We start from the raw sequence: 22,814 nt of genomic DNA on the forward strand, positions 1-22,814 counted from the left end.
TTATCAATACCCAAGGAACATTTTTAGATAGTTTTCTAGATACTAATATTCTTTACAAAAACAATTCTTCTGAAAATGAAGAAGGTGAAAGCCTAGCTTACAATATGGGGCACTTATCGCCTCCTCCAAATAATAATTAGATTACTTCCTCCAAACCTATCTAATTAATTCTTCTCAATTACAATTTCTAAGATTTCTTCGCTTTACATTTTCATTTTGTAGTTTTTTTCTTAACTTTTCTAAGTTTACCACTTTTTATCAAAAGGGAAAAACACCCAATTTTTGTTTTGTCATTTTTTTTCTAAAAAGATTGGCTAATTTTAACAAAATTTAAAAAGACTAACTAAACTACAACCCTTATGAAAAATTTAGTACGTACAATTGTTCCTTTGGTTATAGGAGCAGCGATCGGTTTCTTTGTTTGTAAGCAATATTTTTGTGAAAAATGTCCTGATTGTCCTGATTGTCCACCAGCTACAGGTGCCTGTGCACCAACTACGCAAGCTCCAGGAGGTATTATTTCAGTTAATGATGCGATTACCCTGCATGAAAGCTATGTGGGAGATCATTATACAGCAATTAACAATGCGATGGGTGATGACTTCTTAGATACACAATTTGTATGGTTTGAATACGATAGAATCAAACAGTATATTGGGTATTTAGAAGCTGTACAACAAAAAAACCCTGACAATGATCGTATTTCAGGTATTCGTGTATATTTTGGAGCGCATGATGCAAGTAATAATGAGTATCCAAAGCAACAAACCGTTTTCTTAACACCTACAGTAGATGCTAAACTAAATGATGAAAACTCTAATATGAATAATCTACCTTTCTATATAGAGCCTGCTAGCGCAAGTGATCCATTAGTTGGAACTTATAGAGTGATTGCCAGATTATTGATTGATCAGTATCTTAATCCAGATGAACGTGCATTTTTAGCTAATAATAATTTAGCTGGCAGAAAATCTCAAGAGGAAAAAGGTAGTACCGCTCAAAAATCTGCAAGTGCTAAAAATGATGATGATGATGATGATGATGGAGACAAAACGAGTTTATCTTTTAATATGGGTCAGTTAAGTCCACCTCCAAGAGGATAAATTTATAAAAATCTAAGGTTAACTTATAAAATGGAAGAACTAAAAATAGTTACCTTATTAAGGGAAGGGAGTTTATATTTAGGAGTATTAACAGCTATTATTGCTACAATCACTTTTCATAAATATAAAAACTCTTTCCTTAAATATATTTTATATTTTTTGTGGTATGTTGCAATAAATGAGTTTATTGGACTAATAGTAAAAACATATTCCGAAGATAGACACAACTCTATAGTATATAATATATATGGTATTGTGAGTTTAGTATTTTTTCTTTCAATCTATAGACATTTTATTCAAAAGAAGAAATTTAAAAAATACATATCATTTTTTATTGTAAGTTGTGTTGTTCTTTATATTGTAAGTGCATTTTTTATTGATTACATGAAAAATATACTTACTATAGCATACCTATATGGATCGATTGCTTTAGCTATAAGTATTGTATTTTATTTTATAGAAACCTTAAATTCAGAGAGAATATTAGTAATATCAAAAGATATTTTGTTTTGGATTAGTATTGGTCTGTTTATATTTCAAATGGGGATAATTCCTTTTATGATTATAAGAGAATATTATATAGAGTTTGTTCTCCTAGAACTTAATATTATTTTGTTACTTTATTACGTATTAATATATGTCTTAAATATATGCTATATAACAGGTTTTATTTGGGGTCAGAAGTTACTGAACGAATAGCAGTTATAACAACTTTTATTTTTATTGTATTAGTTATTATAATTATTATTCTTTTCATGGTATTCATCAAGCGAAAGAATAACCTCTTAACCGAAAAACAACAAGCACAACGCGAATTTGAAAATGCTATTGCAGAGACGCAAATTGAGATTCGTGAACAAACTTTGCGCAATATTAGTTGGGAATTGCATGACAATATTGGGCAATTATTGACTTTAGCCAAAATACAATTGCATCAACTCGCAGGTTGCAACGAAGACATCTCTGGTGTAAGTGAAACCATTTCAAATAGTTTGACAGAATTACGTGCGCTTTCCAAATTGATCAATCCGGATGCGTTGAAAAATATTATGCTGCCTGAAGCTTTAAATCTGGAAGTTGCTCGTTTTAACCGACTTAATTTTATTGAAGCCACCTTAACTATTGAAGGCGACGAAAAAATCATTGATGATAAAGCAGAAATCATTCTGTTTCGTATCTTACAAGAGTTCTTTTCAAATACCATCAAACATGCAAAAGCCTCAAAATTAGATGTGATGTTAACCTATACTGATGCAACACTGACGATTGTTGCCAACGATAATGGAAAGGGCTTCGATAAATCGCTTGAAAAATCTAATAAAGGTATCGGATTGCTTAACATGAAGAGTAGAGGAAAATTAATTGGCGCTGAAATTGAACTTGAATCTGAGCTTGAAAAAGGAACACAACTGACGATTATTTACTACCTTTAGTGATATTTTTTGTACTTAGTACATCAATAAATACACATATTTTAACACAATTAACCTAAAACCAGTATTTTGAAAACATATTCTGTTGTCATCGTAGAAGATCACGTATTATTATCACAAGCCATTGGCGGTTTGGTCGATTCTTTTGACCGATTTAAAGTAAGCTATTTGTGTAAAAACGGAAAAGAACTTATTACACGCTTAGAAGAAAAGAATACGAATGTTCCAGATATTGTATTGATGGACATTAATATGCCACTTATGAATGGTATTGAAACAACCACGTGGATTACAGAGCATTTTCCTAATATTGATGTTATTGGACTTTCTATTGAAGAAGACGAACGTACTATTATACAAATGTTGCGTGCTGGAGCCAAAGGATATTTGATGAAAGATGTGGAAAAGAGTGTCCTTGAAATGGCGTTAAACGAGGTGATTACGAATGGATTTTATCACTCGAAGCATGTGACTAATATTTTGATAGGTTCGTTGAATGGAAAAGGAAGCTCAGGAACGAAATTGAAAGAAAATGAAATTGAGTTTATGAAATTGGTCTGTACTGAAATGACCTATAAACAGATTGCTGATAAGATGTGCCTGAGTCCAAAAACAATTGATGGCTATAGAGATGCCTTGTTTGAAAAGTTGGATGTAAAGAATAGAATTGGACTTGTTATTTATGCAATAAAGAATAAGATTTATTTACCATAGCTTCACTTCGACTTCACTAAGTGTTGACGCTATATATTAGTTAAGACTTTTTATTTAAAGATATCTTGCTATACTTTGCATTGATATTGATTTCACTACCAGAGTTTGCACTTTTTTGATATCCGCGAACAATGGTGTTGAACTGTGTTTTATTTTCAGTTCCTGTCACGGTTTCAGGATATGAAATTTTAGAACTAGAACCAATATAGTACAGTTTAAAAGCAGTAGATGGCAACTGAATGCGTGCATCTGTATTTTCTAAAATAATATCTAAGGTTTTAAAATCTTCGCCAACGTTGTGAATCAATAAGTTTCCAAAAGTTCCGCTAATAATTCCACTCTCACCTAGTGTTCCTACGCTTACTTTTGATGAATTGGACATCAGATTAATATTTTGAACCGATTGTAAATCTACATTCTTTACAAAATTTACTTTCAAAGCGCCGTTGTTCCATTTGGTAACATGAATGGGTGCATACGACGTTTCTATCGTCGTATTAGCACCTTCAATAACATTGGCATACAAAGCTGCGTGTGACAGCTTTGCATCCATATTTTCTCCTACTGCAGCAATGGTTACTTCTCCATGACGTACATTGAGTTTTAACTTTGCTTTTTTAGGCATCTTAATTTTGATGGTTTTCTTAACTTTAAAATGTTTGTCATCTTTAGAAATAAAGAAAATATTATCATATCCTCCATATTTATCTTTCAATTCTAACACTTTAGCATTCTCTAGCTTTTTTAAAGCTAATTCTTGTTTTTTTAAAGCTAATTTGTGTTTCTTCATTGCTTTTTCTTGGTATATTTTTGCTTTTTTTAGTGCTTTTTCTTTGATCATTGCTAATTTCTTTTCTTGCAGCTTTTGCTTTTTCATAAACTTTTCTAGCACTTTTTTACGCTCTTTTTGCTTCTCTTCAAATTTCTTTTGCCATTTCTCCATTTCTTCTTTGAATTTTTCTTCATCAAAGTCAGATTTGAATTCCTCTTTCCACTTTTTTAAATATGCTTCTCCATCTTTTTCAAATGCTTCATAGTCAAACTTTAAGTTAGACATAGATTCAATCACTGTCACAGGGAATTCTGGAATTTCTACAATTTCCTGAATTTCTGCAAACTCAGCTATTTCTGGCATTTCTATAACCATTGGAAAGTCGTGCTCCATAATAATTGGATCTGCTAGTACAAATTCACTCGCATCACCAAATAATGAGTGGCCTCCTTTTGAAGTCACAGTAACCTTTTCACTGTTTCCAATTGCTTTAAAGTTCCATTTTTTCATGTACTCTTCTACTTCTTCATCGGTAGCGTCTTCTACTTCGATTGTTGCTGTGATTTCCACTTTATTTTTATTCCAAGTGTCAAACTCTACATCAGCATGCGAAGTATTAATATCTAAGGTAACGTCTTTATTTACAGTAAAAACTTCCTTTTTTGTTCGTTTTTTTGATTGTGAGTATCCAAAGCTAATGATCAAGAGTGCGATCAATAGACTTTGTGTTCGTTTTGATTTATGAAACATCGTCTTCTGATTTTTTTAGTTCACTTAATTTTTCCTTTAATTGATATAGCAATTTCAGCCTTAACTGCAAGTTGTCAATCATTGCATTGATGGTTTGTTCATTAGGTCCAATGTCCGTTAACTCTTTTTGCAATACTTTATGTTCTTCGTTTAATTGCGACAATTGTTGCATATAACTTTCAAACAGTTGCTTCCCGATTTCAGAGACTTCTACTTGCGTCAATTCGTAATTAATGTTTGCCACATAGTAATCTTCTATCTTTTTTAAATCAGGAGAAATATCGCCTAAGCTTTTTAGAGAAGGTTTTTCGACTTCTTTAGCATTTGCATGGTTATTTACAATATCTAAATCAATGGGTCCGTTAGGAATTTGTTGGTATACAAATATGCTCAAGCTTGCAATTAAAATAACAGCTACCGCAATTTTATAGGGAGAGAAAGAAGACTTTTTAACTTCCTTTTCTTCTTGTGGCAATGCAGTTTCCAATCGTTCTAAAAAACGAGCTTCATGTCCGTCTGACAATCCTTTTTGAATATGTAATTGTTCTTTTTTCAACAAATCTTTAATATCCTGTCCCATGACTTCTCTTTTTTAATGCTTCTTGTAACTTCTTTTTTCCTCGTAATAATTGTGTACGTGATGCAGTTGATGAAATGTTTAATATTTCTGAAATTTCTTGATGATCGTATCCTTCTAACAAGAATAAAATCAGAACGACTCTGTATTTATCAGGCAATTTTTCAATTTCAGCTTTTACTTCTTCCAACGTAGTATCATCTCTCGTTTGCCAATTATCTTCTTCGACAACTACTTCTAGTTGCGCTTCGTCAATGGAGATATAATAGTTTTGTTTAGCACGTAATTTATCTAAACTTTTATTAATGACAATCTTTTTTAGCCAAGCTCCAAAACTTACTTCAGCGGTATACTGATCTATTTTTTTAAATGCATTGATAAATGCTTCTTGCATGGCATCTTCTGCATCTTCTGTATGTTTCAAAAATCGATTGGCAACAACAAACATTCCTTCACAATACTGCCTGTACAAACGCAGTTGTGCTTTCCTGTCATTATTCTTACACTTTTCGATGAGCTCAATTTGAGACATACTATAAGTTCGCTTTTTGGTTTTGGTTATTGCTATACGTTTCTAAAGACGTAGCAGTTTTTGTAATGTGACAATAAATTATAAAAAATAGATTAATTGCCTATTTTTATTTGTCTTAAAATTTACCACAGAACTCCATAACATCATATTTTACAACCTGTTAACTTTCTAAAAAATTTCTCTAAAAAATAAATCACATGTGTTTGTTTATGTTTTTAGCATAGATAATGCTTATTGAAATTATCTAATTGTAAGGATAACCACAAAATAAATTATCATGAAAAAAAGAAGTTTGTAAAACAAATTAGCTATTCGTAAAAACATTGTTAGCACTTTTGATACTGAAGCTGCGAAAGGAGGAACTGGCGATACATTTAATCACGGACCATCAAAAAATCCTATGTGTACTTTTGATGATGCATGTTTTAGTAAAGGTCCAGGTTGCAGCAGATGGCAGTATGTTAATCTAAAAGAAATTTATGTAAAAGCAGGAGTAGACTTCGGTTTATTCCCATTTTCAGACAAGTAACAACTTACTTTATCAGAATTATTGTACAAAATTTCATATCTTTTTTGAAATTTACAATCTAAACTCGAAGAATCATGAATATTATAGATGCGCTTTACGGTAGTCAGTATTACGAATTGAAAAATAAAGGATACGATGTGCAAAAAGGGCGTTTTTATGGAAATTTATTATTCACCGCAATTATTCTTATCTATCTTTTTGTAACGATTATTATTTTAAATTTTATTTCCGAAGACATTCTTGATGATCTTTTAAAACCTTTACGAAAAATAGTTGGCAGAAGCATGGGAAAAGCCATGAGTCAAATTGTTGCTATTCCTTTGATTCTGGTTATATACTTTATTGTGGCATTGCTTTTTGGTTCAAAAAAACGTTATGAAAAGAGTTTTCAAAAATATTCAGAAGCTTCAGAAGAAAAACGAAAGAAAGTCTCTGAAAATATGATTGGTGTTTTTATTATTGGCTTGCTTTTATTGGTTGTTTTGGCAATTACGAGTTTGTTTTTGTAAGTGAATCAACTTTTGTATAGATTCCTAAATCTTAATTCAAAGTTTTATCACTTTATAATTTTTCTTCTTAAGAATTAATTTTATATAATTACGTTTTGTAACTCTTCGACTCTTCGGTGAAAAAAATATTTATATTCTTATTACTAATCCTTTTGAGTACGTTTGTTTTTGGGCAAACAAAAACTCTTTTGTCAAAAGCACAATAAAGTATAGCATAGAAGATGGCTATAAAATTAACGATCCTAGTTATGTTTCGTATGATGCATTAGGTTGGTTATGGATTGCTGGTAGAAGTGCTCAAAAAAATCAATGTACCTTGGAAAATAACGAATATATCATTCAACGGTTTGATGGCATCAATTTTTATGATGTAAAATTGCCAGAATTTATTCTAAATTTAAAAAGCTATTGTCTGAATTTCGGTAGAACAAAAAAAGCTTCCTAAAAAGAAAGCCTTGTAAAATATATGAAGATTTATCTTTTTAGAATACCAGTATTGCCCTACCAAAAAATACAGTTCTGATAGCGCCGTTTAATGCAATGATGTTAACGTTTGTTGTTTTCATTTGTCTAAAATTCTGTCGCGAATATAAATTTTTATAGGGAATAAAAACTCTGATCGTTTAATCTTTAAAAAACATAAAGGTAACCCAAACGATTACAGAAGAGAAAAAGATTCCAATTGTATTGGCTGCAAATGCTTGTTTTCGCTCAATATTGAATAAGTAAGTAGCTATGGTTCCTGCATATACTCCAGTTCCAGGAACAGGAATCATAACAAAAAGCATCAATCCCCAAAAACCATATTTTTGAATTTTATCTTTCGCTCCTTTTTTGGCTCTTTTGGCTACCCACAATGCTCCTTTTTTGTAGTTACGCCAACGTAAAAAGTAACGGTTTACGTGATCTAGGAAAAAAATCATGACAGGAAATACCAGTACATTCGCAATAAATGCAGCTACAAAAATAACATACGGATTTGCTTCAGATTGCAACCCAATAGGAATACCAACTTTAGCTTCTCCGAGCGGAGAAATACTCCACATCATGGTTATAAGAATATCTTCAATCACAATTTTATTTTAAAAGGACTGCAAAATTACGTCAATTTGTACTGTGAACAAATTTTAGATCTTTAAATTTTTTATAAAAAACTTCCTTATGTACTTGGTTATATTGATTTATCATTACATTTTCCTTTTTTTATTTTTAATTATGCGCAATAGTGAAAAGTGAAATCAAATCTACAGGTGACTTACGTCACAAATGTGAATACTTCTAGAATGTAAAAACCAAAAAATGTATCGAAGTATTTAATGACTTGTGAAATTTTGATTGAATTTTATCTAGAAACTAATGAACTTATCTATCATAGACATGCCTTATCGCTCCCTTTTCAATATCAGAAAAGCTCTCAGGTGGTTTCTGCTTTATGATATATGCAGCGAGCTTTTAAAGTTATGCTTTCACAAGGTACCGTTTTAGAATATCCGAAGAACTTAGTAAATGACACAGATAAACTAGTTTGATATGTTCCTAATGTCAGAACAGGAGATTACAGAAATGATTAAGTAAAATCGCTGTTAAAGAATGCTATTGAATTTGCCATTTCGAATATGAAAAAGCCAACGGGCTGACATAAAAACAGCTAGTTTATACACTTATCACAGCTTTTGTCGTTGTACCATCAATTATTTTAGTTTTAAGTTTTTTATTCTTTTTTAAATCCTATTAAACAAAAAAAGAAAAAAGCAAGAAACCTTCCTCGCACTTTCATATTAATCATATAAAATTAAATTGAAAAAGAAATGTATCAAGATGATATTTTAGCACTTTCAAGAAGAAATTCAACATATAGCAATTTGACCAAAGATGATTGAAGACATTAAATGATCTATTAAAAAACAGAAAAAGTGTTAAGATACAAGCTCCTATCTAAAGGAAAAGATGATACTTTGTGTACGGAAGATGATAAGCTAATATATGTAATAAAGAATAAATAGTTATTGTATCATGTTGTTTCTTATTTTTGATGTATTGTTAACTCATGTAGTACTTTTCTTATGTCAAAAATTAATATTTTTTCCATTTGACTATTTTTAAGTTAAATTCTGATATTTTCTTTACATCTTAAATTGAACTTGTTTAAAATTATGAATTTAATTAAAATTCAGGAATTTCTATTTCTACTGAAAGCTTTTTAGAACTTCAAAACAGGGCTAGGAAGCTAACTAAAGGTTAAAAATGCTATCAAAAGAACAATTTTTACAAATTATTTAACTTTCAATGAGTCCATTTCTATGCGAGAGAGAAGATAGATTATCATGATTAAATTGAAACTGTCTTTTGAAAAAGAAAAATACATACAAGTATCCTTTAGATTTAAAATACTCAAATTATGAATACTATAAAGGAAAAAATTTACTTATAAACGCTTGGCAAAATCCGTATTATCATACAGAATTTGATAACGGATAACATTATCTTTAATTTTTTAAAAGCAAGGATGGTGTGTTATGTATATAAATGACTACATACATTTAAAATACAAAAAAGCGGGAAATCCCGCTTTATATATTTTACTTTTAATGCTCCTGAACTTTACAACACCCTGTGAGAATCCAACTGTTATCTGTATCACCTCCTTTGATTTTTTGAGTGTCAAAATTTGAAATAACTTTCTTCTTGATTTTCAATGTTTTAAATTCTTTTTTCTTCATGATTCTAATTTTTTATATAGCATAAAAATAAAGAATTAACAGAAAAATTATTTACGGGAATACATTAAAAATAGTAATTTTTGTAGTTTTATGATTTTAGCATCAAAACATATGAATCCTTTTGAACAATTTCATGCATGGCTTGAAGAAGAACACTCAAAACATCAATTACGATTTCCTATGGCATGTTGCTTGTCAACTATCGGAATCGATGGTTATCCAAATGCGCGTTTTGTCTCTCTAAAAGAAGTTACTACAGAAGGTTTTATTGTTACAGGAACGCTCTCGTCTCAAAAAGGACGTGAATTGGAACAAAATCCCACGGCAGCATTGACTTTTTGGTGGACAACTACGGAACGACAAGTTCGCATACAAGGTGATGTTTTTATGGTTTCAAAAACACAAGCTACTCAATATTTTAAAGAAAGAAATCGTGATGCACAATTGGTTTCTACCGTTTTTGATCAAGGAAAGAAGATTGAAAATTTTGACATTTTAAAAGATACATTTCTACAGCAAAAAGAAATACTAAAACACAAAACTATTCCGCTTCCTGATGATTGGAATGGCATTTGTATTCGCCCAAAACGAATCGAATTTATGGACTTTAAGACTAGTAGATTGCATGAACGCACCGTTTTTGAAGGCGAAATAGGCAATTGGAAGTCGTATTGCATTCAACCATAGCTACTTCTTAAATACCTGTTAAACAGCTTATTTATTACATTTTCAAAATAAAAGAGGAAAAAATGCAATAGATTTAAAAAGTCACGTCTTTTAAATCGAAAGACCATTACAAAAGGTTAGATAAGTTTGGAATCAGAAAACAGTAAAAAGCTTAAAGATTTTTTTGGAAGAGAATATCATTCTCTTAAGTTTTTTGTGAACTCTAAAATAAGTGATTCTGTAAATAGAAATGCAGAAGATATTATTCAGGATGTGGCTTTAAAATTATTTTCTGGAGCAGACCGGTATGCTCCTATTAATAATGTTGCTGGTTTTGTGTATAAATCTGTCAGAAATCGGATCATTGATATTATGCGGAAGCCTAAAAAATTGGATGCTGTAGAAGTTGATCATGAGTTGTCTGAAATTGCCACGATGTTACATCAAGATATGGACAATCCAATTTCTGAAGAAAAAATTTCCATTCATAAACATTGCATCAAACAATTAAAACCTCCTTATAGAGATATCATTATCGCAGTTGATATTGAAGGATATACCGATAAAGAAATTTCGAACGAAACTGGAATTCCTGAAGGAACTTTAATGTCGAGAAGACATAGAGCGATAGGAATTTTGTATAAAAAAATTGAATTAGAACTTAAAAAATAACGAATATGAAAAATTATTTTGCACATAAATTGAGATCAAAATCACCACTAGAAATTGCTGGAATTGTCATTTTTGGGATCATTGCCATTGTAGGATTGGGTATTTTGTTTGGCTATGTTATTATGTGGTTATGGAATTGGCTAATGCCAGAAATTTTTGATCTTCCTGTAATTACTTATTGGCAAGCAGTTGGATTATTTATTTTGTTTAAAATTCTTCTTGGCGGTTGTAGTAGCAGCAGTTCTTCTAAAAAATGTGATTCTAAAAGTCATAAGAAATCGAAAAGTGATTTTTCTAAATGGGAACATTATGATAAGTTTTGGGAAGAAGAAGGTGATGAATTGTATATGGAATATGTAAGACGAAAGGTAAATAAAATTGAGCCATTAGATCAAGAATCTAAATAAGTTATCATATAGTATTATGGAAATTTTAATCTTTCAAACAGATATAAAGTCTGCAGAGAATGTAGCTATACTTGAGCCCATTTTTAATAACCATGCGGATATTTTAAATTGGTCCGTGGATTTAGAAGATATTGATAAGGTGTTACAAATTGAAGCCAATGCTGGTTTAACAAAAAACACAGTTATTGAACTTGGAAAAGCACACGATTTTGCTATTGAAATATTAGCCGATTAATACAATTAGCTTGTTTCTATTTTTTTTTTAAAAATTGACTGGATTTTATCGTGTTGTATTTCTTGAAAATCTGAAATCACCATGTTGGCAATGCTATAGTCTTGGTTTTTGGAATGTTGACTATCATAACCCACACAAAAGATTCCTGCGGCATTGGCAGCTTTGATTCCATTGGTAGAATCTTCAATGACCATACAATTTGAACGCTCGTAACCTGTAGCATGTGCCGCTTTTTCAAAAATTTCTGGATGCGGTTTGGATTGTTTTAAATCAGCTCCACTAAATTTTGCAATGAAGTACTGATTCAAATCGAAGCGATCAAAAACATTGTCAATTGTCATCATAGAAGCCGAAGAAGCCAATACAAGTTTTAATTCGTTTGCATGATATTCTTTAATGATATCTAACACACCATTAATCAGTTGTAAACTAGTATCGTTGGCAAATAAATACTTAAAATTATCACGTTTTGTATACATTAAGTGTTCAGGAGTTTTTATTAAGTCAAAATGATCTACCAAACGCTTACAAATATTGATGGTTGATTGCCCTGTAAATGATTGATAGAGTTCTGGTGACACTTCTATGCCAACCTCATCAAACATTTGATAATAAGCTTTGTGGTGTAATGGTTCAGTATCAACAATGACACCATCCATATCAAATAAAACTCCTTGTAACATGCTTCTTATTTTTGGCGAATATACTAAAAGTGTATTGATTATCGCCATTTGAAAGATTACCGAAAAGTTACCATTTGATGCATATCATTGGTTTTCTTTTTTGAAAATTTAGTACTATTGTACTCTCAAAATTATATTTTATGACCATTCACGATTTCACTTCACAGTCTTCTTTACTAAATCAATTTATTTCTGAACTACGCGATGTTTCCATTCAAAAAGATTCCATGCGTTTCCGCAGAAACATCGAACGTGTAGGTGAAATTTTGAGTTATGAATGTAGTAAAGTCCTTGAAAATACTACAGCATCAGTAACGACTCCATTAGGAACTAAGGAAATGAATCTTCCTGCTAAAGATGTCGTGATTTGCTCTATTTTGCGTGCAGGTTTGCCATTACACCAAGGAATTTTGAACTATTTTGATCAGGCAGAAAATGCTTTTGTTTCAGCCTATCGCGATCATATTGATGACGGAGATGAGTTTGAAATTGTAGTCAATTATATGGCGGCTCCTTCTCTGGAAGGGAAAACCTTATTATTAGTTGATCCGATGTTGGCAACAGGTCGTACGATGAAAAATGTGTATGAAGTTTTATTACAACAAGGAACTCCAAAAAATATTCATATCATTTCTGTATTGGGTTCTACCGAAGGTGTTGACTATGTAAAAACACACTTTCCAAAAGAAACACATTTATGGATTGCTGCCGTAGATGATACGTTGAATTCTCGTGGATATATTGTTCCTGGATTGGGCGATGCTGGCGATTTGGCGTATGGAACAAAGCGATCTTAGTCGATACTATTTTTTTATTTCTTGGGTATAATTTATACCCTTTTATAAACGGGCACAATGTTCTTTTTTGATTTTCTTCTTTTTCATATTCATTTGTAGGGTTATCAATTTTAAAAACATTTACTCATGAAAAAAAAGAATTTACAACACAACGGATTACAATTAAAGAAAAAAATGTAAGATCGAGTTTAAAATCAGAAGATCTAAAAGGAGGAACCAATGCTAGTATTTTAGAGATAAAAATGGAAACTGTTATGTAAGTGTCACAGGTTGCCCTTTTTATACCATACCTCCTAGTTGTGATTGCCAAGTAACAGATGATAGCTGTGCTTCATGTCCGGGAGAAAATTGTATGGAGACGCAAGGTTGCTGATTAATACACTTTAAAATTATAATTACAACAAAACTCTAGCATTTACATACTAGAGTTTTGCAACAATAAATAAAAAATTTCAAAAAATCTATTCCGTAATCATTTAGTATTATTGTATTTCTGCTTCAGTCATCCAATGGATATTAGCTGCAGACGCCGCATTGATTGTATAAAAATAAAAGTCTCTAGACCACTGGTTTGTAAATCCTATACTTTCATAGTATTGAATGTATGGCAAATATTCAGGACTATTAGTTGGAAAATCTGTAGCTTCTTTTAGCAACTTCATTTGAACAGTGACAACACTATCTTTATCATTTTTGGCAATTCCTTCATCATCAAAGCCTTCCCAGCATTTATTATTGTACCCATATCCTCCTTTAGTCTCACAAGTTTCTTGTGTATTCTGACTTACTACTTTTTGTCCATTACAAGAAATGATTGTACATAAAAATAGTAAGCTAATACTCCATACTATATTTTTCATAAGCATTGCTTTAAATTATAGTTTTTTAAGGTCTCTTAATAAATAGTAATTCAGTAAAATGAGTTCTGGTAATATAATGACTAAGTCAACTCATAATAATGGACCTTCAAGCACTTCTGTCCATTTTATTACTTGAAATTCCCATATCAGGTAAATAGTCCAAATGATGAGCAGGAAAGCTAAATTTTCTTTTTTGTAGTATTTAAAATTCATCTCCATTAACTTTGATGATGGTTAGCTAAGTTGGATGATTGTAAACTATTCTTTTACTTTTTGTGTTTGTTCTAGCACACGTTTAAAAATGTATCTGGTAATGTAAATTCCTTGTCTATCTTTATCGCCACCATCACTTTCTACTCCACTAACTACAAAAGCTAAATCCCAACCTTCTGAAACCATAGTATTGATTTTTGAAGTTATTACTGCATCATTTGCTGCAATGTTTTGGAAACGAATTCCTCCAAGATTAAAGAAGTTTAATAGTTTTGTTTCTTCAAAATTCTTCACACGAATGTCTTTTCTTCTTGATTTGTTTCGCTTATCATTTTCCTCAGTTCGATTTGATGTAAATTGTTTATAATCTCTGTCTTCTGAAGCAGATATCAATCGAGATCTTCCCAATCCACTTGACACAATTGATTCTACACTTGTGATGACTTTGTATTCATATTTTTGTTGTGCGTTTACACTAAATACTGATCCAATAACCAATAGTCCCAATAAAAATAATTTTTTCATAATTGTAATTTTAAAAGTTTTTTTTGATGTTTAATTTTTGTTGATACAAATATAATCTGAAGAATTTTAAAAACTGTCTTGTAAAGTGAAATGAAGATCTGAAATCATGATTTCAGACTCTTTTCCAGAACTCTGGACTGTATAGAAGTATGCTAAACCATTTGTTTGTAAGTGTTTGGAGTTTTTCCGACAAATTGTTTAAAAACTGCATAAAAAGTAGCTTTTGAACTAAATCCATACTCAAAAGCGATTCCCAACATGTTTAAATTATCGTATTCAGGATCTTTTAAGAGTCGTTTTTTTTGTTTTATATCATTTAGTATACAACCAAGAATACTCCTTGCACTAAACCAAGAATGTCAACAAGGCTCTTAATGGTAAAGTTAATGCTGTCCAAATTATAAAACGACTAATCTTATAGAATACTTATTTTTTTGGTAATGACTTTCCCTTTTGATATAATTCTGGAAAGATAGACTCCTGAAGTCAAATTTAGATTAATTTTTGTTATCCCTGAAAAATTTTGTGCATGTAATTTTCGTCCATCAAGTGCATAGATTTCGATAGAAGCTTCTTCTGCTATTCCAGCGATGGTTATATAGTTATTTGCAGGGTTTGGATAAAGCTTAATACTTTCTGTGTTGAATTCTTCATTAGAAAGCGGTTGTGACCATGGAACGCCTGTTTGATTTCCCCAAAGATGTTCTGCGAGTTCTGGATGATCTATGAATGGATTTCTATTGAATTGCCAAGTATAGACAACGTTGTTACGGTTTATTTCATAATCATCTGGCGGATCGTTTCTGTGCCAATCTAGTAATGTTGCTAAGTCTCCTATTTGACCTTGCACAGAAGGAAAACCGTTTTCAACAGATAATCCGTTGTAACGAACTGCTAAAAAGAAGATACCACGAGCTACATCACCACGAAAGCTTCCAGCGGTTCCTGTAGGTCCCGTATATTGTCCATAATGCTGATTTCCTCTAGAGCTATTTTCTGGTCCATCACTAGCACGCAAGCCATGTCCGTCAGAGTTTCCATGACGTAATGAATCTGCCTTAGTTTCCCAAAATACAGCACGTCCATCTGCTACATCGTCTGCTTCTATACTGTTGTATCCTGCAAGCGATCTAGGAAATGTATGTTCTCTGTTCCAAGTTCCTGTATTGTTTGAACCGGATTGCACATCTAACTTAGCTCTTCCTTGTTCTGTGTATACTAACCAAACTTGATTGCTATTTGCTGGATTTTGATCTGCTTCTCGCAGAATTTCATAGACATCTGCGTAGGTATGTGCTCTTACTGTCATTGGATCTGCAATAATAGCTTGTATCGCATCTTTCAAATTATCATCTGCTAAGCCATCCATCGTGTCGTAATATCCTGTTGGAGCCGTGCTTGATACAACTCCAAATGTAGGATTTAAAGGTGTTCCAAAAGGAGCCACAGTAAAGTCATCATCTACAGCTCTAATTAGTACTTCATTGTTTAAAATGATGTATTCTACAGCAAAGTTGTCTACCAAATCTATGACCAGTTCTTCATCTCCTTCATCCAAAGTATCATCCACAAGTGTAATATTAGTCATTACTGAACTTTGTCCTGTCGGAATGGTTACTGTAGTTGATCCAGTAAAATCTGCAGTGTCAAAAGTGCCATTATCAAGTGTAAATGTTATGTTTAAATCTGAGGTAACGGCGAATTCAGTGGTAAACTCAATACTAAACGTCTCTCCTTCTGTGTATTGATCATTCGCGACATTGATTCCTATTCCATTTAAAACAATACCACTTCCATCGTTTAATTGTCGTGGTGTTGGTGTTGCTGTGTAATACGTTCCATCTGTTTCATTTCGTTGAATAGAGTTTGTATTGTTATTTCCTCCTTCACTAATTTGGACTGTTTCTCCTAGTAAGGTTAATAATCCAGTATCATCTGCTTCTCCTGTATCGTAAACAATTGCATCAATTAAATCTGTAGTTGTAGCTTGGGTTCCTTGCGGAAAATCAAAACTATTGGCTTGATAGATCGCCACTGCATCTGCTCCATTTTGAATAACATTAGAACCAATTAAAAGTTGTGGAACTGGTGAAACTGTATTACTTCCAATTAGTAATAAACCGTTCACATCTGTCGTTTGTCCGTCTAAATCTAATGCAAAGTAACTACTATCGTTTCCTGAGGTAGAACCGTTGAATAATACTAAAACATATCCATCGAGTGAAAAATTGGCCGTTGCAGATTTAAGTTCAATGAATTCGCCTGTATCTGTTCCGGGCGTATCACAGTCAATTTCATTAATTACCACTACTTGGCAAAATGCTAGTTGCGTTACCAATAGTAAAAAATATAAGGGAAATAGTTTTTTCATCATTCTACTTTTCACAAAAGTACAATAATACTATTATAAACTTTTGATTCTATGTAGAATTCATATAAACTAGTTATAAAATAACTATTATGAAGTGAAGATATTAACGACTTGTATCACCTATAGTAATTGTTGTATTAAGTACAATGTCACTTGCAGGAACATCTTCAAGCTTTGATTCTAAACGAAGTAATAGCATTTTGGCAGTTTGTTTTCCAATTTCTTGCGGATGTTGATCAATGTATGAAATTTTAGGGTAACATAAATCATTTTGTGCTGTATTTACATAACCGATAAGAGAAACGTCTGTGCCAGGTTCTAATCCGTGTTTATGTATCACGCTGTTACATAATAAGGATGCTTCAATATCTGCAGCGATAAATCCATCAATTTTTCCTTCTTTCAGTGTATTTTCAATAGATAATTGCAATTCTTTTAAATCTTCAAAGGCAATTACTGTTGGATTGTTGGTTTGCGATAAATAGCCTTCTTCACGCGATCTACCAACGATTAACGTTGGAATAGAAGATACAAAAGCAATATTTTTACAGTCTTTGCTTTCAAGGTATTGATAAGCACTTATTATGCTGTCGTAATCATTTACTTGTACTACGTCAAAACCTAATGGTTGCATTGGGATACGATCAAACAGTACTAGTGGAATTCCTTTTTGTTTGATATTAATGATATGATCGAAGGTTTTCTTTTTATTGGTTTCTTCTGCTATACAAATCAAAATTCCGTCAACATTTCCTCGTGTAAAATAGTCTAGGCATTCTTTCTCTCGTTCTAGACTTTCATTACTTAAAAATGTGATGATGTTGTATTTGGATGAACTCACCAATTCATCAATTCCTTTTAAAACTGAAGCAAAAAAAGGATTTTCAATATTTGGTAAGATCACGCCTATTTGCATAGTTTCTTGCTTTTGCAAGCGTACAGCGATAGGATTAGGAGAATAGCCTCTAAGTTTAGCTAAGTTTTTTACACGTTCTTTGGTTTGTACACTTATTTCTTCACTATCGTTCAGAGATTTTGATACGGTAGAGACCGATATATTTAATTCTTTTGCTAATGATTTTAAAGAAACTACGTTTTTCATCTGTTACATTTTATCTTATAGAAACCTGTAAAAGTTCATTTAGGGTATATTAAAAAAGAGTGTTTAATGAACATAAACACTCTTTTTTTAGAGTATAAAGTGTATTAATTTTTGACTAACTTGATACTAGTTGAACCTCTATCAGTATTTACTTTTGCGAAATAAACACCTCTTTGCAATCTAGAACCATCAATAGTAGTTTGTAAACTATTTGATGACATAGATACTATTTTGCGTCCAGAAATATCATATAATTCAATCGTATTTATGGTAATATCATCAGTAATTACATTCCACGAATTGTTCGTTGGATTTGGATATATTTTGCATGAATCTGCAGTAAATTCTTGAGTATTCAAAGTAGTTTCTGTATTCCAAACATAGTTTTTAACTGAATCACCTAATATATTTAAATATCGATTTGTAAATCCACTATTAGTTACCGTTCCTATTGAACCTGAAACGAGGATTTCTTGATCTGCCCAACCATCTAATTGAAATTTAAATTCTGTATAGGATTCTGGTAAAGGAAGGGTTACAGACCACATATCGCCCCCCATGTTGCTCAATGGGTTCGCAAAACCATCCCATCCATTAAATTGTCCACTTATGTATGCTGCAGTAAAAGTACCTCCGTATCCACTCATATCCAAATTAAAGGTAATATTGTGTGGACCTGGATCACCATCATCATAACATACATCAAAATCAGGTGTATCTAAATTCATATCAGCACCGGCTACTTGTAAAATCCTGTTTACATAACCATCTGAAGTTACAGTACAAGGATCACCGGCAGTAAAGTTTTCTTGATTGACCCAGCCATCTAATTGAAATTTATATTCGTAATCTCCGTTGGCAAGACTCATTGTGGTAGACCAAATACCACCACCCATATCTGTCATTGGATTCGCAAAACCATCCCATGCGTTCATTTCTCCACTTAAATAAACGGTTGTAAATGTTCCTCCATAACTACTCATATCAACACTAAAGGTGACATTATTTTGAGCAGTACCATAGAATCCAATTGATAATAATGCAATAAAAAAGTAAAGTTTTCTCATATACTATTCTGTTAAGGATTTATAATTAACTCAAATATACCACTTTATTTTTATAATTAAGATTCGCTTTTTGTCTCAAAAGCACACCTTATCATATTATGGTTTAGTTAGTCTAGTTTTTTACTAGTTTAATACTACTCGCACCTGAGTCTGTACTAATTTTTGCAAAGTATATTCCTGATTTTAAATAAGTTCCATCAATAGTAACGCGTGCTACATTTGGATTCATTGTGATTACTTGTCTTCCAGAAATATCATATACTTCAATGGCATTGATTGTTACATTATCAGTCACTACATTCCAAGCATCTCTTGTAGGGTTTGGATATGTTTTGAAAGATGCTGCATTGAATTCTGGAGTAGAAAGTGTTCCTCCATAGAAATAAATATTACTTAAATACACATCTTTTCCTGCTAAGGTACTTCCTAAATCAAGTGTATTGATCTGAATTAATGCTAAATCTGTAACGTCAATAGAAGTAGCTCCACTATCAATATCGCCAAAATCATTTCTGTTAGTTCCATCTGGAATTGCAAGGTCAACACCTACCCAAGTTCCTGATTGTGCTGAATTTAATGTTACTCTAGCAATGTTTGCAATCGATGTATCACTTCCTAATAATCGAATTCTTAGTACATCTCCATCAGCTATATTATCACAATAAATGTCTAAGTGCATCATGTCTGGTGCAGAAATATCTACAAAAGCACTACCAGGGAAATAATTAAATTGGAAACCTGATCCACCCGTGATTAAACGAGCTTCTTCATTCATGTCGCCATTTAAATCAAGATTCGTTAGTGATCCTCCAAAAACATCTACTTGTGGTGTACTAATATTTGTATATACATCACTAATAATGCTGATTGCTGGTACAGTTGGTGTTGGAGCTGCAGGTGGTAATGCTGGTGCCTCTGTAAAGTTTACTGTATAAAGTTGTGTAGCAATTCCGTCTGGAGCTGTTACATTAAGTGTAGCTGCATCAGGAAGCATTGATGCTTGTGTGATACTGACATTAGATGCGCCACTACCTGCTTGTGAAGCCGTACCAGCCACGGTTGGTACACCTGATCCATTTGGTAATTCTACGTTATACGTAAAAGTATTAGGAGAAAATCCTGTAACAGTAGTTCCGTTTACTGTTAAGTCAGATAAAGTTGCATCTGTGTTTGGATCTACTGTAGGTGTTACCTGTACAAAATCGTCAATAAGATACGTTCCTCCTACAGCTATTGGCCCACATCCACCACCTTCACAGGCTGGATCAAAATCTGGTTGAATTACGATTTCTCTATACTGCTCTGTACCATTTACTACACCTGAAAAATCTAAGGTATATTCAACCCACTGATTGGCTGTAGTAATGACAAAATCATAGTTATATGCTGTATTTGCAACAGCATCTAAATCTGTTTGTAAACGCACTCTAAAAGGTACATTTGCTTTGGAAGACCAAATTTTCACTGTAAATTGATCTCCATCTGCCATTGATACGAAAGGTGTTCCAGCTACCGATTGGAATCCACATCCTGAAAACCATTCTGCTCCGGCAGGTTTGGTTACTTCTAAAACTCTGCTTGACATGTTGTCCGTGTTCATTTGGCTGTTCGCAACGTTTGCTGCACCTACACCATTAAATGTGAACTGCACAGTCGTCGTCCCATCTTCAAAATCTAGGTTTACTTGTCCAAAAGTGACAAATGAAGATAGTAATAAAATTAAAAGGGTAATTTTCTTCATAATAGTTTATTTAAAATTTGAATTGTTCATATTTATCCCAAAGTCCCCAATAGGCACCAACATCACCTTCATCACTAACTTTCCACGATTCGTCGAAAGAAGAGAAATAAAAGATGTCGATATTTTCTTCTTGAGCCCATCTTTGGGTATTTATAAAAAATTTAATCGCATTTTTATCAGATGGATAAGCACCTTCTAGGCTTGTTCCATTATTTGGCCATCCAGTTTCAGTGATAATTACTTTTTTACCATTAGCTGCACGCAAGGCTCTGTTATACATATCTTTCATGTACAACAAAGAATAATCTTGGTCACAGCCTTCCCAAAAAGGGTAGCAATTTGCCAAGATAACATCACATGCTTCTGTGATTTCTGGACGTTCAACGAATTCGTAGTAAGCATCTACATATCCTACTGGAATTCCATTCAGTTCTTTTTTAGTATCGTTAATGAATTTTAACAGTTCATACTCTGCTAAATCACCTCGATACATTACTTCGTTCCCGACAGCAGCAATATCCACACAGTCTTTCTCTGCGAGTTTTACAAGTCCTTCAATTTCTGCTTCGTTGGTTTCTGGATTGTCTCCTAACCACGCGCCAACTAAGGTTTTCATTCCCATTTCTTTGGCGATTTTAGGAATCAATTCATTTCCTTCAGTACAAGAAAACGATCGTACCCAGTTTGTGTAGGGTTTAATAATTTCTAAACGGCGTCTTACTTGTACTTCAGAAAGTGTATCTCCAGGCTCTTGCCCTTCAGCATACGGACTAAAACACATACCGTGCATGCCTGCTTTAAGGGTTTTGCGCCACAGCGCTTTGAGATCTTCAAAGGAATATCCTTCAAACTCTAAAGCGGCTAGTGAAAAGAATTTTTCTTTACGTAAAGACATTGTTTGTTTTTAATTAAAATTTGAGTTTTTCATGTTTGTCCCAAAGTCCCCAATATGCTCCTACATCTCCTTCATCACCTGTTTTCCAAGATTCGTCAAATGATGAAAAATAGAAGGTTTCGATATTGTCTTTTTCGGCCCAAACCTCCGTGTTGATAAAATATTTCATGGCATTGATCTCAGAAGATTCTGCACCGCGCAGACTTCCTCCTTGACTTGGCCATCCAGTTTCAGTAATAATTACTTTTTTACCTCTAGCTGCATGCGATGCTTGTCCAAACATTTGTTGCATGTGTGCTAGTGAACCATCAATATGGCAACCTTCCCAATATGGATAACAGTTGCTTAGAATAACATCACTGATGTCTACCAACTCTGGATGTACTGAGAATTCATAGTAAGCATCAACATAACCAACTGGAATACCTGGCAATGCTTCTTTTACTCTCTTGATGTAATCTAATAATTCTTCTAGCGTTAGATCATTTCTGTAAAGCACTTCATTACCAACCGCGGCAATATCAATTACACCTTCTTTACCTAGTTGAATAATTGCCTCAATTTCTTTTTCATTTTCTTCTTTATCATCACCTAACCAAGCGCCTACCATAGTTTTCATTCCATGTTTTTTAGCATAGCGTGGAATGTGTTCATTTCCTTCGATACAAGAAAAAGAACGCACCCATTTTGAGTAAGGCTTTAATATTTTGATTCTTCTTTCTACTTGCTCTTCACTAATGATATCGCCAGGTTCTTGTCCGTCTTCATACATACTAAAACAGATACCGTGCATTCCTTTTTTAAGTGTTGCTCTCCAAAGTTTTTTTAAATCTTCTAGGGAATATTTGTCAAAGTCTATTCCTGAATGCTCGGTGAAATTGATTCCTCCGTATAAATGATATTCTTCGTCTCTGTATGACATTTTTTATTTTTATTCTGAT

26 protein-coding genes are annotated in these 22,814 nt (G+C 32.6%); 11 read left to right on the top strand and 15 right to left on the bottom strand.

Translation table 11 applies throughout. The annotated features are described in order from the left end of the window. Positions 1–359 precede the first annotated feature (359 nt). The 4 genes from MK119_RS13220 (at position 360) to MK119_RS13235 (ending at position 3,250) form a co-directional block, all read left to right on the top strand. Positions 360–1,103 (top strand): hypothetical protein, encoded by a 744-nt coding sequence (locus MK119_RS13220; RefSeq protein WP_290679626.1) that lies wholly within the window; start codon positions 360–362, stop codon positions 1,101–1,103. A 30-nt stretch (positions 1,104–1,133) separates the two neighbouring features. Further along, positions 1,134–1,802 (top strand): hypothetical protein, encoded by a 669-nt coding sequence (locus MK119_RS13225; RefSeq protein WP_290679628.1) that lies wholly within the window; start codon positions 1,134–1,136, stop codon positions 1,800–1,802. 56 nt (positions 1,803–1,858) lie between these two features. Next, entirely contained in the window at positions 1,859–2,536 is a 678-nt protein-coding gene (locus MK119_RS13230; protein WP_290679630.1) for an ATP-binding protein, read from the top strand. 69 nt (positions 2,537–2,605) lie between these two features. Continuing rightward, positions 2,606–3,250 (top strand): response regulator transcription factor, encoded by a 645-nt coding sequence (locus MK119_RS13235; protein ID WP_290679632.1) that lies wholly within the window; start codon positions 2,606–2,608, stop codon positions 3,248–3,250. A gap of 40 nt (positions 3,251–3,290) precedes the next feature. Here MK119_RS13235 and MK119_RS13240 read toward each other — a convergent pair whose 3' ends face one another. From MK119_RS13240 to MK119_RS13250, 3 genes are read right to left on the bottom strand one after another with little or no spacing between them, the layout of a single operon-like run. Next, positions 3,291–4,772, bottom strand: coding sequence for a hypothetical protein (locus MK119_RS13240; RefSeq protein WP_290679634.1), 1,482 nt, complete (start codon positions 4,770–4,772; stop codon positions 3,291–3,293). After that, the gene (locus MK119_RS13245; protein ID WP_290679636.1) at positions 4,762–5,352 is read right to left on the bottom strand and encodes a hypothetical protein; all 591 of its coding nucleotides are present in this window, start codon (positions 5,350–5,352) and stop codon (positions 4,762–4,764) included. Before MK119_RS13245 ends, MK119_RS13240 begins: the two co-directional genes overlap by 11 nt. Further along, a complete protein-coding gene (locus MK119_RS13250; RefSeq protein ID WP_290679638.1) occupies positions 5,336–5,881 on the bottom strand; it encodes a sigma-70 family RNA polymerase sigma factor in 546 nt (181 codons plus the stop codon). The genes MK119_RS13245 and MK119_RS13250 overlap by 17 nt, the downstream gene beginning before the upstream one ends. Before the next feature lie 603 nt (positions 5,882–6,484). On the opposite strand from MK119_RS13250, the gene MK119_RS13255 reads away from it, so the two are divergent. Beyond that, entirely contained in the window at positions 6,485–6,919 is a 435-nt protein-coding gene (locus MK119_RS13255; protein ID WP_290679640.1) for a hypothetical protein, read from the top strand. A 623-nt stretch (positions 6,920–7,542) separates the two neighbouring features. Here MK119_RS13255 and MK119_RS13260 read toward each other — a convergent pair. Next, positions 7,543–7,992, bottom strand: a complete 450-nt coding sequence (locus tag MK119_RS13260) for a small multi-drug export protein (protein ID WP_290679642.1) — start codon at positions 7,990–7,992, stop codon at positions 7,543–7,545. Between the two features lie 1,273 nt (positions 7,993–9,265). Here MK119_RS13260 and MK119_RS13265 point away from each other — a divergent pair. Continuing rightward, positions 9,266–9,397: a hypothetical protein gene (locus tag MK119_RS13265; protein ID WP_290679644.1), complete on the top strand. Its 132-nt coding sequence runs from the start codon at positions 9,266–9,268 to the stop codon at positions 9,395–9,397. 107 nt (positions 9,398–9,504) lie between these two features. On the opposite strand, the gene MK119_RS13270 is transcribed toward MK119_RS13265, so the two are convergent. Beyond that, positions 9,505–9,639, bottom strand: a complete 135-nt coding sequence (locus tag MK119_RS13270; RefSeq protein WP_290679646.1) for a hypothetical protein — start codon at positions 9,637–9,639, stop codon at positions 9,505–9,507. 111 nt (positions 9,640–9,750) lie between these two features. On the opposite strand from MK119_RS13270, the gene MK119_RS13275 reads away from it, so the two are divergent. The 4 genes from MK119_RS13275 to MK119_RS13290 all read left to right on the top strand — a co-directional run bounded on the left by MK119_RS13275 (position 9,751) and on the right by MK119_RS13290 (position 11,619). Further along, a complete protein-coding gene (locus MK119_RS13275) occupies positions 9,751–10,326 on the top strand; it encodes a pyridoxal 5'-phosphate synthase (RefSeq protein ID WP_290679648.1) in 576 nt (191 codons plus the stop codon). A 126-nt stretch (positions 10,327–10,452) separates the two neighbouring features. Beyond that, positions 10,453–10,977, top strand: a complete 525-nt coding sequence (locus tag MK119_RS13280) for an RNA polymerase sigma factor (protein ID WP_290679650.1) — start codon at positions 10,453–10,455, stop codon at positions 10,975–10,977. A 5-nt stretch (positions 10,978–10,982) separates the two neighbouring features. Beyond that, positions 10,983–11,384 (top strand): hypothetical protein, encoded by a 402-nt coding sequence (locus tag MK119_RS13285; protein WP_290679652.1) that lies wholly within the window; start codon positions 10,983–10,985, stop codon positions 11,382–11,384. A 16-nt stretch (positions 11,385–11,400) separates the two neighbouring features. Beyond that, positions 11,401–11,619, top strand: a complete 219-nt coding sequence (locus MK119_RS13290) for a hypothetical protein (protein ID WP_290679654.1) — start codon at positions 11,401–11,403, stop codon at positions 11,617–11,619. A 5-nt stretch (positions 11,620–11,624) separates the two neighbouring features. Here MK119_RS13290 and MK119_RS13295 read toward each other — a convergent pair whose 3' ends face one another. Continuing rightward, positions 11,625–12,302, bottom strand: a complete 678-nt coding sequence (locus MK119_RS13295; RefSeq protein ID WP_290679656.1) for an HAD family phosphatase — start codon at positions 12,300–12,302, stop codon at positions 11,625–11,627. A 140-nt stretch (positions 12,303–12,442) separates the two neighbouring features. Between MK119_RS13295 and upp the strand changes: the two genes are divergently transcribed. Further along, entirely contained in the window at positions 12,443–13,099 is a 657-nt protein-coding gene (upp, locus tag MK119_RS13300) for a uracil phosphoribosyltransferase (protein ID WP_290679658.1), read from the top strand. A 482-nt stretch (positions 13,100–13,581) separates the two neighbouring features. On the opposite strand, the gene MK119_RS13305 is transcribed toward upp, so the two are convergent. The 9 genes from MK119_RS13305 to MK119_RS13340 form a co-directional block, all read right to left on the bottom strand. Further along, the gene (locus MK119_RS13305; RefSeq protein ID WP_290679660.1) at positions 13,582–13,959 is read right to left on the bottom strand and encodes a hypothetical protein; all 378 of its coding nucleotides are present in this window, start codon (positions 13,957–13,959) and stop codon (positions 13,582–13,584) included. Between the two features lie 258 nt (positions 13,960–14,217). Next, entirely contained in the window at positions 14,218–14,697 is a 480-nt protein-coding gene (locus MK119_RS13310) for a hypothetical protein (protein ID WP_290679662.1), read from the bottom strand. Positions 14,698–14,849: 152 nt separating this feature from the next. Continuing rightward, positions 14,850–15,032 (bottom strand): helix-turn-helix domain-containing protein, encoded by a 183-nt coding sequence (locus tag MK119_RS24315; protein ID WP_366512817.1) that lies wholly within the window; start codon positions 15,030–15,032, stop codon positions 14,850–14,852. 80 nt (positions 15,033–15,112) lie between these two features. Then, positions 15,113–17,068, bottom strand: coding sequence for an endonuclease (locus MK119_RS13315; protein ID WP_290679664.1), 1,956 nt, complete (start codon positions 17,066–17,068; stop codon positions 15,113–15,115). Between the two features lie 103 nt (positions 17,069–17,171). Beyond that, positions 17,172–18,170, bottom strand: a complete 999-nt coding sequence (locus tag MK119_RS13320) for a LacI family DNA-binding transcriptional regulator (RefSeq protein ID WP_290679665.1) — start codon at positions 18,168–18,170, stop codon at positions 17,172–17,174. A gap of 104 nt (positions 18,171–18,274) precedes the next feature. Then, on the bottom strand, positions 18,275–19,237 hold the full coding sequence (locus tag MK119_RS13325) for a T9SS type A sorting domain-containing protein (RefSeq protein ID WP_290679666.1): 963 nt from the start codon (positions 19,235–19,237) through the stop codon (positions 18,275–18,277). Between the two features lie 112 nt (positions 19,238–19,349). Then, on the bottom strand, positions 19,350–20,978 hold the full coding sequence (locus tag MK119_RS13330; RefSeq protein WP_290679668.1) for a T9SS type A sorting domain-containing protein: 1,629 nt from the start codon (positions 20,976–20,978) through the stop codon (positions 19,350–19,352). A 10-nt stretch (positions 20,979–20,988) separates the two neighbouring features. Then, complete coding sequence (locus tag MK119_RS13335; RefSeq protein ID WP_290679670.1) at positions 20,989–21,873, bottom strand: glycosyl hydrolase family 17 protein; 885 nt, start codon at positions 21,871–21,873, stop codon at positions 20,989–20,991. 13 nt (positions 21,874–21,886) lie between these two features. Continuing rightward, positions 21,887–22,795: a glycosyl hydrolase family 17 protein gene (locus tag MK119_RS13340; protein ID WP_290679672.1), complete on the bottom strand. Its 909-nt coding sequence runs from the start codon at positions 22,793–22,795 to the stop codon at positions 21,887–21,889. Positions 22,796–22,814: the final 19 nt, after the last annotated feature.

The organism is Kordia sp. (genome assembly GCF_022447245.1).
GTDB lineage: Bacteria > Bacteroidota > Bacteroidia > Flavobacteriales > Flavobacteriaceae > Kordia.

Excerpts from the sequence above, each read along its gene's own strand:
- MK119_RS13285 (WP_290679652.1), top strand. The coding sequence starts at position 10,983 with ATGAAAAATTATTTTGCACATAAATTGAGATCAAAATCACCACTAGAA.
- MK119_RS13245 (WP_290679636.1), bottom strand. The coding sequence starts at position 5,352 with ATGGGACAGGATATTAAAGATTTGTTGAAAAAAGAACAATTACATATT.
- MK119_RS13315 (WP_290679664.1), bottom strand. The coding sequence starts at position 17,068 with ATGAAAAAACTATTTCCCTTATATTTTTTACTATTGGTAACGCAACTA.
- MK119_RS13290 (WP_290679654.1), top strand. The coding sequence starts at position 11,401 with ATGGAAATTTTAATCTTTCAAACAGATATAAAGTCTGCAGAGAATGTA.
- MK119_RS13275 (WP_290679648.1), top strand. The coding sequence starts at position 9,751 with ATGAATCCTTTTGAACAATTTCATGCATGGCTTGAAGAAGAACACTCA.
- MK119_RS13335 (WP_290679670.1), bottom strand. The coding sequence starts at position 21,873 with ATGTCTTTACGTAAAGAAAAATTCTTTTCACTAGCCGCTTTAGAGTTT.
- MK119_RS13325 (WP_290679666.1), bottom strand. The coding sequence starts at position 19,237 with ATGAGAAAACTTTACTTTTTTATTGCATTATTATCAATTGGATTCTAT.
- MK119_RS13240 (WP_290679634.1), bottom strand. The coding sequence starts at position 4,772 with ATGTTTCATAAATCAAAACGAACACAAAGTCTATTGATCGCACTCTTG.
- MK119_RS13310 (WP_290679662.1), bottom strand. The coding sequence starts at position 14,697 with ATGAAAAAATTATTTTTATTGGGACTATTGGTTATTGGATCAGTATTT.
- MK119_RS13295 (WP_290679656.1), bottom strand. The coding sequence starts at position 12,302 with ATGTTACAAGGAGTTTTATTTGATATGGATGGTGTCATTGTTGATACT.
- MK119_RS13225 (WP_290679628.1), top strand. The coding sequence starts at position 1,134 with ATGGAAGAACTAAAAATAGTTACCTTATTAAGGGAAGGGAGTTTATAT.
- MK119_RS13255 (WP_290679640.1), top strand. The coding sequence starts at position 6,485 with ATGAATATTATAGATGCGCTTTACGGTAGTCAGTATTACGAATTGAAA.
- MK119_RS13305 (WP_290679660.1), bottom strand. The coding sequence starts at position 13,959 with ATGAAAAATATAGTATGGAGTATTAGCTTACTATTTTTATGTACAATC.
- MK119_RS13250 (WP_290679638.1), bottom strand. The coding sequence starts at position 5,881 with ATGTCTCAAATTGAGCTCATCGAAAAGTGTAAGAATAATGACAGGAAA.
- MK119_RS13230 (WP_290679630.1), top strand. The coding sequence starts at position 1,859 with ATGGTATTCATCAAGCGAAAGAATAACCTCTTAACCGAAAAACAACAA.
- MK119_RS13330 (WP_290679668.1), bottom strand. The coding sequence starts at position 20,978 with ATGAAGAAAATTACCCTTTTAATTTTATTACTATCTTCATTTGTCACT.
- MK119_RS13320 (WP_290679665.1), bottom strand. The coding sequence starts at position 18,170 with ATGAAAAACGTAGTTTCTTTAAAATCATTAGCAAAAGAATTAAATATA.
- upp (WP_290679658.1), top strand. The coding sequence starts at position 12,443 with ATGACCATTCACGATTTCACTTCACAGTCTTCTTTACTAAATCAATTT.
- MK119_RS13340 (WP_290679672.1), bottom strand. The coding sequence starts at position 22,795 with ATGTCATACAGAGACGAAGAATATCATTTATACGGAGGAATCAATTTC.
- MK119_RS13220 (WP_290679626.1), top strand. The coding sequence starts at position 360 with ATGAAAAATTTAGTACGTACAATTGTTCCTTTGGTTATAGGAGCAGCG.
- MK119_RS13270 (WP_290679646.1), bottom strand. The coding sequence starts at position 9,639 with ATGAAGAAAAAAGAATTTAAAACATTGAAAATCAAGAAGAAAGTTATT.